13 protein-coding genes and 4 tRNA genes are annotated in these 11111 nt (G+C 34.6%); 4 read left to right on the plus strand and 13 right to left on the minus strand.

Going from position 1 to position 11111, the window contains the following annotated elements; translation table 11 throughout:
• The 7 genes from J6569_RS10395 to tcdA all read right to left on the minus strand — a co-directional run.
• Window positions 1-116, minus strand: a 116-nt coding sequence (locus J6569_RS10395; protein WP_296318402.1) for a GTP-binding protein, incomplete at its 3' end; no start/stop codon positions are given.
• 183 nt (window positions 117-299) lie between these two features.
• Window positions 300-375, minus strand: a tRNA-Thr gene (locus J6569_RS10400).
• A gap of 3 nt (window positions 376-378) precedes the next feature.
• A tRNA-Gly gene (locus J6569_RS10405) sits at window positions 379-453 on the minus strand.
• A gap of 55 nt (window positions 454-508) precedes the next feature.
• Window positions 509-593 (minus strand) — tRNA-Tyr (locus J6569_RS10410).
• A gap of 33 nt (window positions 594-626) precedes the next feature.
• Window positions 627-702: transfer RNA gene (locus J6569_RS10415), tRNA-Thr, on the minus strand.
• A 165-nt stretch (window positions 703-867) separates the two neighbouring features.
• Window positions 868-3549: a bifunctional acetaldehyde-CoA/alcohol dehydrogenase gene (adhE, locus tag J6569_RS10420; protein ID WP_174798897.1), complete on the minus strand. Its 2682-nt coding sequence runs from the start codon at window positions 3547-3549 to the stop codon at window positions 868-870.
• Window positions 3550-3837: 288 nt separating this feature from the next.
• On the minus strand, window positions 3838-4632 hold the full coding sequence (gene tcdA, locus J6569_RS10425; protein WP_296318398.1) for a tRNA cyclic N6-threonylcarbamoyladenosine(37) synthase TcdA: 795 nt from the start codon (window positions 4630-4632) through the stop codon (window positions 3838-3840).
• A 517-nt stretch (window positions 4633-5149) separates the two neighbouring features.
• Between tcdA and J6569_RS10430 the strand changes: the two genes are divergently transcribed.
• Window positions 5150-5365, plus strand: a complete 216-nt coding sequence (locus J6569_RS10430; RefSeq protein ID WP_065590507.1) for a DUF4177 domain-containing protein — start codon at window positions 5150-5152, stop codon at window positions 5363-5365.
• Window positions 5366-5576: 211 nt separating this feature from the next.
• Here the strand turns inward: J6569_RS10430 and J6569_RS10435 are convergent, their stop codons facing one another.
• Genes J6569_RS10435 through J6569_RS10455 form a run of 5 tightly spaced genes read right to left on the minus strand, consistent with a single transcriptional unit; the run spans window position 5577 to window position 7496 of the window.
• Window positions 5577-5960, minus strand: coding sequence for an EamA family transporter (locus tag J6569_RS10435; protein WP_034913644.1), 384 nt, complete (start codon window positions 5958-5960; stop codon window positions 5577-5579).
• Window positions 5960-6316: an EamA family transporter gene (locus J6569_RS10440; protein ID WP_034913647.1), complete on the minus strand. Its 357-nt coding sequence runs from the start codon at window positions 6314-6316 to the stop codon at window positions 5960-5962. The genes J6569_RS10435 and J6569_RS10440 overlap by 1 nt, the downstream gene beginning before the upstream one ends.
• Complete coding sequence (zur, locus tag J6569_RS10445; RefSeq protein WP_065590506.1) at window positions 6304-6738, minus strand: zinc uptake transcriptional repressor Zur; 435 nt, start codon at window positions 6736-6738, stop codon at window positions 6304-6306. Before zur ends, J6569_RS10440 begins: the two co-directional genes overlap by 13 nt.
• A gap of 16 nt (window positions 6739-6754) precedes the next feature.
• Window positions 6755-7033, minus strand: a complete 279-nt coding sequence (locus J6569_RS10450; RefSeq protein WP_296318399.1) for an RnfH family protein — start codon at window positions 7031-7033, stop codon at window positions 6755-6757.
• Window position 7034: 1 nt separating this feature from the next.
• Window positions 7035-7496, minus strand: a complete 462-nt coding sequence (locus J6569_RS10455; RefSeq protein WP_081298233.1) for a type II toxin-antitoxin system RatA family toxin — start codon at window positions 7494-7496, stop codon at window positions 7035-7037.
• Between the two features lie 33 nt (window positions 7497-7529).
• Here J6569_RS10455 and smpB point away from each other — a divergent pair, with 33 nt between their 5' ends.
• Complete coding sequence (smpB, locus tag J6569_RS10460) at window positions 7530-8012, plus strand: SsrA-binding protein SmpB (protein ID WP_065590504.1); 483 nt, start codon at window positions 7530-7532, stop codon at window positions 8010-8012.
• Between the two features lie 113 nt (window positions 8013-8125).
• Here the strand turns inward: smpB and lolA are convergent, their stop codons facing one another.
• On the minus strand, window positions 8126-8719 hold the full coding sequence (lolA, locus tag J6569_RS10465) for an outer membrane lipoprotein chaperone LolA (RefSeq protein ID WP_296318400.1): 594 nt from the start codon (window positions 8717-8719) through the stop codon (window positions 8126-8128).
• A 178-nt stretch (window positions 8720-8897) separates the two neighbouring features.
• Between lolA and J6569_RS10470 the strand changes: the two genes are divergently transcribed.
• Both J6569_RS10470 and J6569_RS10475 read left to right on the plus strand, forming a co-directional pair.
• Entirely contained in the window at window positions 8898-10235 is a 1338-nt protein-coding gene (locus J6569_RS10470; RefSeq protein WP_065590502.1) for a replication-associated recombination protein A, read from the plus strand.
• A gap of 432 nt (window positions 10236-10667) precedes the next feature.
• Window positions 10668-10961 carry a hypothetical protein gene (locus tag J6569_RS10475; RefSeq protein ID WP_296318401.1) on the plus strand — a complete coding sequence of 98 codons (294 nt, stop codon included), beginning with the start codon at window positions 10668-10670 and terminating at the stop codon, window positions 10959-10961.
• Window positions 10962-11111: the final 150 nt, after the last annotated feature.

Genomic DNA, 11111 nt, shown 5'->3' on the forward strand with positions numbered 1-11111 from the left:
TTTTTAGCAAGTACAGAAGTAATTGCAGCAGTTAAAGTTGTTTTACCGTGGTCAACGTGGCCGATTGTACCAACGTTAACGTGGGGTTTTGTACGTTCAAATTTTTCTTTAGACATTTATCGTCCCTCAAATGTAATACAAATCGGTGGTGAATCACCACATTAACCAAGTATCATATTTAATATCAACATAATACTAACTTAAAATTAGCTCTGAATAATAACAGATAAAGTTACCTAGTGACAAGCTATAAAGCAGGCAAATTTGATATTTTTAGAAGTTTAGGAGATTAACAAGAATGGTGCTGATAGGCAGATTTGAACTGCCGACCTCACCCTTACCAAGGGTGCGCTCTACCAACTGAGCTATATCAGCAATTGGAGCGGGCAGCGGGAATCGAACCCGCATCATCAGCTTGGAAGGCTGAGGTAATAGCCATTATACGATGCCCGCATGTTCAAACTCGGCTACCTAAATGCTTCAATTAGCTATTGCTAATATTAGATGATGGTGGTGGGGGAAGGATTCGAACCTTCGAAGTGTGACACGGCAGATTTACAGTCTGCTCCCTTTGGCCGCTCGGGAACCCCACCCCGAATCTTTATAAATTTGTCTACTTAGGAAAATGGTGCCGGCTGCCGGAATCGAACTGGCGACCTACTGATTACAAGTCAGTTGCTCTACCTACTGAGCTAAGCCGGCCTAAGTGCTGCGCATTATGAACTAGAACATTTAACCTTGCAAGCAAAAAAAAACAAATTTTATTTTGTTTGCTTAAAAATAAATCAAAAACATAAAAAAACCCGAAATTTATGCTTATTTCGGGTTTTATTTAGTTCAAAATAAACTTATGTTATTTCTTTTTAACTACATTTTTTTGGTTGTCCCTACACCTTTAGCCGCTGTTTGTACCGCTACATCTTCGCTAATATCGCCTTTGTCTTGATATGCACGACCATAATAAGTATCAAGAAGGATCTGTTTTAGCTCAGCAATTAGAGGATAACGTGGATTTGCACCAGTACATTGGTCATCAAAGGCATCAACTGCAAGCTGATCGACTTGAGCCAAGAAAGTTTTTTCATCCACACCAAATTCTTTAATAGAAAATGGAATATCAAGATCTTTTCTAAGTTGATCTAACCAACCAATTAATTTCTCGACTTTCTTCTCATCATTATCCGTAGCTGCGGTTAGACCTAAATGATCAGCAATTTCGGCATAACGGCTAACTGCTTTAGGATAACCATATTGGCTAAACGTACCTTGTTTAGTTGGTTTGTCGGTTGCATTAAAACGGACAACATTACTAATTAACATAGCATTAGCAACACCATGAGGAATATGGAATGCTGCACCAATTTTATGAGCTATTGAGTGACAAACACCAAGGAATGCTTGAGCAAAAGCAACACCTGCTAACGTTGCTGCACTATGCACTTTTTCTCGAGCAATAGGATTTTTAGCCCCTTCTCTATAACTTGCTGGTAAATAAGCTTTAAGTATGCTTAGCGCTTGTAGCGCTTGCCCATCAGAAAACTCACTTGCCATAACTGATACGTAAGCTTCTAAAGCATGCGTTACAGCATCATAGCCTCCAGCAGCACAAAGTGAGCGAGGCATATTCATCACTAAGTTTGCATCAACTATTGCCATATTAGGCGTAATAGCATAATCCGCTAATGGATATTTTTGACCTGTTGCATCATCAGTAACCACGGCAAATGGAGTTACTTCAGAGCCTGTACCTGATGTGGTTGTTACACAAATTAATTTTGCTTTTTGCCCCATATTTGGGAAGTGGCAAGCACGTTTACGAATATCCATAAAACGTAATGCTAGCTCTTCGAATTTAGTTTCAGGGTGCTCATATAAAACCCACATGATTTTTGCAGCATCCATTGGTGAACCACCACCTAACGCAATAATTGTATCTGGTTGGAATGCTTGCATTGAATCAGTACCCTTACGCACGACACTTAATGTTGGATCTGCTTCAACATCAAAGAAAGTTTCACAAATAACACCTTGTGCTTCTAATTGATCAGTGATTTGTTTTGAGTAACCGTTATTAAATAGGAATTTATCTGTTACTAAAAATACACGTTTTGCACCTTGCTCAACCACTTCACTTAAAGCTACTGGTAGTGAGCCACGTTTAAAATAGATAGAACTTGGTAGTTTGTGCCATAACATATTTTCTGCTCTCTTAGCGATTGTTTTCTTATTGATTAAGTGCTTCGGTCCAACATTTTCAGATACCGAGTTACCCCCCCAAGAGCCACATCCTAATGTTAAAGATGGCGCTAAATCAAAATTATATAAATCACCAATACCACCATGAGCTGCTGGTTGATTTATTAAAATACGGCAAGTTTTCATTTTACTACCAAAATAAGCAATACGTTCACGATTGCTATCTTGATCAGTATAAAGGACTGAAGTGTGCCCCATTCCACCCATTTCAACCAATTTTTCTGCTTTATCAACAGCTTCAGAGAAATCTTTAGCCTTGAACATAGCAAGCGTTGGAGAAAGTTTTTCGTGGGCAAACGGTTCAGATAAATCAACTTTACTTACTTCGCCAACAAGTACTTTCGAACCAGCTGGAACTTTAAGACCGGCCATTTCAGCAATTTTAGTTGCTGGCTGACCAACAATATTGGCATTTAAGGCGCCTTTGTCATTTAAAATAATACCTTGTACTGCTTTAGTTTCTTTAGCATTTAAGACATATGCACCATATTGAGTTAATAAGCGACGTACTTCATCATAGACAGAATCAACAACAACAATTGCTTGTTCTGATGCACAGATCATCCCGTTATCAAATGTCTTAGACATAAGTACTGAGGCAACAGCACGTTTCAAATCAGCTGTTTCATCTATAACAACTGGTGTATTACCTGCACCAACACCTAACGCAGGTTTACCTGAACTATAAGCGGCTTTTACCATGCCTGGTCCACCAGTTGCTAAAATAGCAGACACATCATCGTGGTGCATTAATGCATTTGATAATTCGATAGATGGCTCGTCAATCCAACCAATAATATCTTTTGGTGCGCCAGCTTTAATTGCGGCATCTAATACAATTCGAGCAGCTTCAATAGTTGATTTTTTAGCTCGAGGATGTGGAGAGAAGACAATTGCATTGCGAGTTTTTAAGCTAATTAATGATTTAAAAATCGCAGTTGAAGTTGGGTTAGTTGTTGGAACAATTCCACAAATAATACCAAGTGGTTCTGCTATAGTAATAGTACCGAATGGTTCATTTTCAGCAACGACTCCACAAGTCTTATCGTGACGATATTTATTTAAAATATACTCAGCGGCAAAAAGGTTTTTTATGACCTTATCTTCGACAATTCCCATTCCTGACTCTGCAACAGCTTGTTGCGCAAGTGGAATACGTGCCGCAGCGGCGGCTGTCGCTGCTGCTACAAAGATTTTGTCGACTTGTTCTTGAGTATAAGTTGAATAAGTCTCCTGTGCCTTTTTGACTCGAGCCATTAACTCATTTAACTCATTCATGTTAGTTACTGCCATAGATTTCTCCTTGAAATTAAAAAATAAATCGGGATCGTTTGGCGTCTTCCTTGAAACTATTTAATGCTTAAGCATAATGACAAAACGAAATTGACGTTATCGTAAATCAGATTTTTACTTTATACAATAATATATTGAATAAAAAAAAGCATGTTACGAAAAGTAACTAATTTTTATGTATTTAGTCACTAAAAAAGAAATAGATATAAAAAAAGGAACCATTTTTATTCAAAAATGGTTATTATTAATGGAATTTGTTATGGAAGAAAAAGGACTAGTTTTAAAAAATTATGTGTTACACAATTTATTTAGCACATAACTAACCGCCACAAAACCAAAGGTGGCTGTAACTGTTGTAATTGCGCCGAACCCTGACCCACAGTCCATTTTTTTAGGTCCATCTGCTTCACTTTTTGTTAAACATACTTGTCCATTTTTAGAAGGGTACGTTAATTGCTCAGTCGAAAATACACAAGGAATGCCGTATTTACCTTTGCTATCTTTATTTAATTTATAATTATACTTTAGTTTTTCACGTAACTTTGCTACTAATGGATCTTGAATTGTCTTTGCCAAATCTGCAATTTTAATTTGGGTTGGATCTTTTTGTCCACCAGCTCCGCCAATGGTAATCACTTTCAATTTTTGTCGCTTACAATATGCAAGCACAGCCGCTTTATCATGTACACTATCAATTGCTTCAATAATATAGTGATAACATGGGGATTGCTTTGTTCCTAAATATTCACCAACATTATCTGAATTAATAAAATCATCAATTTCATTCACGATACATTCAGGGTTAATTTGTAAAATGCGTTCAGCCATAACCGAGGTTTTAGCTTTGCCAATATTGGATTTTAACGCATGAATTTGGCGATTTGTATTTGTTACACAAACATCATCCATATCAATTAGGGTAATTTGACCAATACCACTACGCGCTAGCGATTCAGCAACCCAAGAACCTACACCACCGATACCAATTACACAAATATGCGCTTGTGAAAAACATTGCAAAGCCGACTCACCATAAAGCCTAGCTATACCGCTAAAACGTTGAAAGTAAGATTCTTTATTCATCAATAATTAATAATAGTGTTTTATACTAAAACAACTACTCTCCTGAAACTTTTTTACAAATTATAACTGTAATATTTTTTATATAAAGAACTTATCAATAAGTATTAGAGATATTATACCTTTCACGAATAAAAAACCAAATTCATAACTCTTATAAAGGTCAGCTACATCATCTTCGACAATGAGTAATCGATAAGATATTATGTGTATTTGTTTAACTTATTATTTTTTCCTACAATTTGCCATTTCATACCAAGCAATTGTACCTTTAGCTTGAACAAAGTAGATAAAGGGTCTAATAACCTATCAGGCCGTAATACCCTCGTGCTTAGTCAGGCTAACGTCGAGCAAAATAGAGCTATATATTAAAATGGTTAACAATTTTAATATAGATTGAACATATCTATTTTTTAGATCAAACAAAATTGTTATACGCTAGATACTAAAGTCTTAACAGTATATAATATTAAAAATTTTTAATCTTACTTTAAATAAATTATTGGAGTTTTAATTTTTTATGAAAGAATATAAGGTAGTTATTTATCAAGAAAACGCTTTTTCTTCGTTTCTTTTTGGATCAGCTAATGTTAATCCAGCTAGGTTTACCGAGTTACTAAATAAAAATGCTGAAGCAGGCTGGCGTGTAGTAACGATGGAAAGAGAGATACGTCGCTTGTTCTTATTCTGGAATCGAGAAGCTCACATTGTTATCCTTGAGCGTGACCGTATTTAACAATCCCAAAAGCATTTTTATTAAAATAATCCATTACAGGTAATAATATTTTAAATTAATAGTTGTAAGGTTAGAAATCAATATGCTCATTAGGGCATATTATTTCTACTAAATAAGATAAACTCAAACTGGCTAATTAGTAAATTAGAAGTATTAATTCTTTGTTAAAAAGTTTCAGGAAACACTATGTTTCAGTATAAAATAGGCAACTTTAGGATTTATGCTGTAATTTTTGCTCTGCTAGAGCTAAAAAGACAATACCTATAATGATAGATAACCCACCAAGCATGCGTGTCAATGTAATTTGCTCATCAAAAACAATAACCGATACCAACATTACTGTAACCACCTGTAAATGAGAAGCGGCAAAAGCTGGACCCACTGGGGCTTTTTTTAATAATACCATCCAAGTGACAAATGCCCCTGTATAGCCAAGCATTACTAAATAAGCCCAACCATAAGTAAAAATACGGATTAACCAATCAATACTCACTTCAAATGGCATAGCTGATATTGCAGTTAATTTAAAGCTTGTTTGACCAAATGTGTCAAAAAATAATAGTAAAATAAATCCAATAATATAAAATTTTTTCATTACGTAAGCCCCACTAAAACTACGCCAGTAGTAATAAAAAATATACCAATGATACGAAATAAAGTAAGGTGCTCTTGAAATAAGATACGCCCAGCTAACATAACAGTTATGATATTAAATGAACCTAGTAAAATACCTTGCGATAAAGGCACTTTACTTAAAAATGCTAGCCAAAAAATAAAACCGATAAAATATGTGCCAAACCCCAACCAAAGCCAAAAATTGCTAAATAATTTTTGCCAATAATGTAAACCCTGCTTATTTTTTGAAGTAATTGCGGCATACTTAAATGCAATTTGCCCAACAGTATCACAGGCAATATTAATTAACCAAAGAACAATAATTAAGGTTGACACTGCTGGCAAAATCCGTGTATTTCTAGCACACTATGTTTGATTAAAAAATCACTTTGTTGTGCTAACTGTTTAAATTGATGTTCGATATCTTGTGAATGTTTTTCGATGATTTGTTGACATTTATCGCAAATGAATAAAATTGAAATATGTTCAGGATCTTGAAAATGTGGACAAATAATATAGCTATTAGAAGATTCCACTTTATGGATAAAACCTTGTTCAAGTAAAAATTCAAGTGCACGATAAATTGTTGGAGGTTTAGCTTGTGGTTCGCTTACTTTTAGTAGATCTAAAAGATCATAGGCACTCATTGCTTTATTTGCTGTTAACATAATATCTAAAACTGTTCGACGTTGCGTTGTCAGTTTAATACCACGTTTTTTGCATAAAGTTTCAATCTTTTCAATTAACAGATTATGCATTTAATATCCTTTGCCTTTAGCCATAATTTTTTTGTGCAGCTTTTCTTCGTCTTATTTCTTTAGGATCATTGATTAAAGGGCGATATATTTCAATACGATCGCCATTTTTAACCAATTCATTAGGATCACAACGTTTTCCATAGATGCCGATTAAATGTTCATCTAGTTTAATCTGGCATAACGATAAGATATTGGATTTTGTAATTGCTTGCAAGACATTCGTTTGCTCATCAACATTACAATTAATTACTGTTGGATTATTCGGTAACGCATAAACAACTTGAATATTGATCATTTTAATAAATCTGCCTTGCTCTTTTTGAAAACGCATTAACCATACTAGTCATGATTTCTTTAAATACAGGAGTAAAAGTCATATCTAATAATTTATTTTTGAACTCAAAATCTAAATTGAGACTAATTTTACTTTGGTTTTCAGTAATTTTAACAAATTGCCACCGACCCGATAATTGTTTAAATGGACCTTCTAAAAGCGTTATATCAATAGAGTTAGGTTCATTAACTCTATTTAATGTGGTAAAAGATTTTTTAAAACCGAACTTTTCAACCTTAATAAAGGCAGTCATAATATTATCTTGTTTTCTAATAATGCCTGTTGCGATACAATCAGGAATGAATTCTGGATATTTTTCTATATCATTAACTAAAGCAAACATTTGCTCAATTGAGTAGGGCTCAATAACTTCGTGAAAAACATGTGCCATAATAATAAAATAAAAAGTTAAAATTAGTAGCATATAGTATCACGTAACTCTATAATAACGCACATTATGACTAAGAAAAAATTACACAAGCCGGGATCGGCAACTATTGCATTAAATAAACGTGCACGCCATGAGTACTTTATTGAAGAGGAAATTGAGGCGGGATTATCCCTGCAAGGTTGGGAAGTAAAATCTCTCCGTGCAGGTAAAGCAAATATTAGTGATAGCTATGTTTTACTTAAAGATGGTGAAGCATGGTTATTTGGTGCAACTATTACGCCGTTAAATGTTGCCTCAACGCATGTTATTTGTGAACCGATGCGAAATCGTAAGTTGCTGCTAAATGAGCGTGAGCTCAACTCATTATTTGGTCAGATCAACCGCCAAGGCTATACGGTTGTTGCTCTTTCGTTATATTGGAAAAACGCATGGGCAAAAGTAAAAATTGGTGTTGCCAAAGGTAAAAAAGAATACGATAAACGTACCGATATTAAAGAACGCCAATGGCAAGTTGATAAAGCACGTATTATGAAAAACGCAAATCGGTAATGTTTTGATTCACTCCGTAAAATATAACGCTAGCAGTAGATATCGATTCAATTTCTGTTTTAATTAGATTTGCTAGCGCTATCTTTTTTAGTACATTATAAATCTACAATATACTAACGTTGATCATCAACAGTTACGCCTGCTGGCGGAGTAAATTTGAATTTGTCTAATGCGACTTTACCTAGTGTTTGTCGAGACAAGTCATAAAAACTACGTTGGCCATCTTCTTCTATAATAGTAAAGTTAGAAATCATACCTGTAGGTAATACCGAAATAATAAAGTCTTGATTAGACCCATCGGTTGGTTTTAAAGTGAACGAATCTTGTTTACGAGTGACATTATAAACATTCCAAATTGGGTTCTGACTGTCAGTAATCAGTAACATTAATCGGTTATCAATCGCTTTTTTCAAGTCCATTACACTAACTTGTTGAACTGCTGGTGTGTATACCCACATATTCTTTCCATCAGAAATAATCGATGTTTCATCAGGTTCATTCATCGTCCAATTAAAATAGTAAGGTCTACTAACCCATAAATCGCCTTTACCTTCTTGTACTTGTTGATTATCGGCCGTTTTCACATCTTGCGAAAACCTTGCATAAAACCCGTCAATTTTATTTAAACGTTGTTGTAATACTTCTTTATCGCTAGCCCATGCTGATAAACTAACTAATGCTCCAATTAAAAGTAAAAACTTTTTCATAGCCAATCCTTATGTATTTCTTCTATAAAAATATGTTAAATATATTTTGATTACTATATAGGATTGAAATATTACCGTTTTTATTCCACTGGGGAAAGATATTTTCTTTTCTTTTTTCACTTACAAAATAACAAGTATATAATAGGTTTTATTTTACAAATGCGGATAAATACCTGCCATGCCGAGTATGTCTTTTGAATTTACTACTGATGAATTTAAACCATTAGCAGCTAGAATGCGCCCACGTAATCTAGCTGAATATATAGGTCAATCTCATCTATTGGGGAAAGATAAACCGCTACCAAAAGCAATTGAAGCTGGAAATTTACACTCAATGATCCTTTGGGGGCCGCCAGGCACGGGCAAAACAACTTTAGCTGAAATTATTGCTCATCATGCTAATGCTAAAGTTGAACGAGTTTCTGCCGTTACATCTGGCATAAAAGATATTCGTGAAGCAATTGAACGTGCTAAAATTAATCAGCAAGCAGGGATCCGCACTATATTATTTGTTGACGAAGTTCATCGTTTTAATAAAAGCCAACAAGATGCATTTTTGCCTTATGTCGAAAACGGTACTGTTACGTTTATTGGAGCAACAACTGAAAACCCATCATTTGAATTAAATTCTGCATTATTATCTCGTGCAAGAGTCTATTTGCTCAAATCATTAACCAACCATGACATTGAGCAAATTTTACAACAGGCAATGGACGATCCTAACCGTGGTTATGGTAATAAAAACATCAATCTACCCGAAGAAACAAAAAAACAAATTGCTGACTTCGTTGGTGGTGATGCAAGGCGAGCACTTAACACACTTGAACTATTAATTGACATGTCAGATGGGCATGAACTTACACCTGATTTACTCAAAGAAGTTATGGGAGAACGTAGTGCGAGATTCGATAATCAAGGCGATCGTTTTTACGATTTAATTTCCGCGGTACATAAATCAATACGTGGTTCCGCACCTGATGCCGCTCTGTATTGGTATGCAAGAATTATATCAGCTGGCGGAGATCCACTTTATGTTGCACGTCGATTATTAGCCATTGCCTCGGAAGATGTTGGTAATGCCGATCCTAGAGCTATGCAAGTCGCGCTTGCGGCATGGGACTGCTTTACAAGAGTTGGTCCTGCTGAAGGTGAACGTGCAATTGCACAAGCAATCATCTATCTTGCTTGTGCACCAAAAAGTAATGCAGTTTACCTTGCATTTAAACAAGCAATGACTGATGCCGAATCAAAACCTGATTACGATGTTCCTGAGCATTTACGCAACGCTCCAACAAGCTTAATGAAAAACTTAGGTTATGGCGCTGAGTATCGTTACGCCCACGATGAACCCAACGCTTTCGCAGCAGGTGAAAATTACTTTCCGCCAGAAATGGCTAATACAAAATATTATCGCCCAACAACTCGTGGTGCTGAAAAAAATTATACTGAAAAATTAGCATGGATAGAAGAACAAAACCTCTCAAGCTCTATTCAACGTTATAAGTCTAAAAAATAGAGGCTGTGTTTATTTTTTATAAAAATATTCTGAAAGAATTTGATCTAACAAAATAATTATAAAATGGAGAATACTATTTCTACATACTTATTTTTGTACCCTCCTTTAAATCTTAAAATAATGTTAAAAACTTTCAGGAAACTATGTGTTTGAGTATAAAATTTTAAATAATTAAAGTGCTTTTTATCTAAAAATATGTCGGGTTAGATTTTTATCATTTTAACAACCTGGAGCAAGCAAATAGAATGACCGAAAATGACTTACCATTTATAATACTGAAAAAATCATGAGACATTAAATAGTATAACGCCTATTGAATACAAAACACAAAAACAACTAGCATGATTTTCTACGTTAGTTTTGTATTAAAAATGAGATAATCACACATCAGCTAGTTGTAAACTATTAAAGTTATGAAACAGGATTAATTTTATGCCGGCATTATCTGAATATTCAAATATATCAAACACTGTACTCAATATATTAGATAAAAAAGGATACCGAATTTGGTATGACGAAAAGTTAAAAATGTACTGTGCTGAAAAGAACGGTTGGGATTTTATGGCCGATTCACCATCAGGTTTGTTAGGTTTAATTAGCATTTATGAATTTAAAAAACCAGCTATATATAAAGAATATTGGTGGAAAGATGATGATAAAAACTTACTAAACAATTTAAGAAAGAAACCTAAATACATATCAGTTATAGATAAAAATATAAGATAGATTAAAGTTAAGTTACTAAAAATAAAGCAAAAGCAACTAAGTGATTTTTTACATATCATAAAATAATAATATAAAAGCAAAAAGCCCAGCATGACTGCTGGGCTCTCTATATTTAAAAGTCTGGCGGCACCCTACTCTCACATGGGTAAT

The sequence above is a fragment of the Gilliamella sp. genome (assembly GCF_024104075.1).
In the GTDB taxonomy this organism is placed as follows: domain Bacteria; phylum Pseudomonadota; class Gammaproteobacteria; order Enterobacterales; family Orbaceae; genus Gilliamella; species Gilliamella bombi.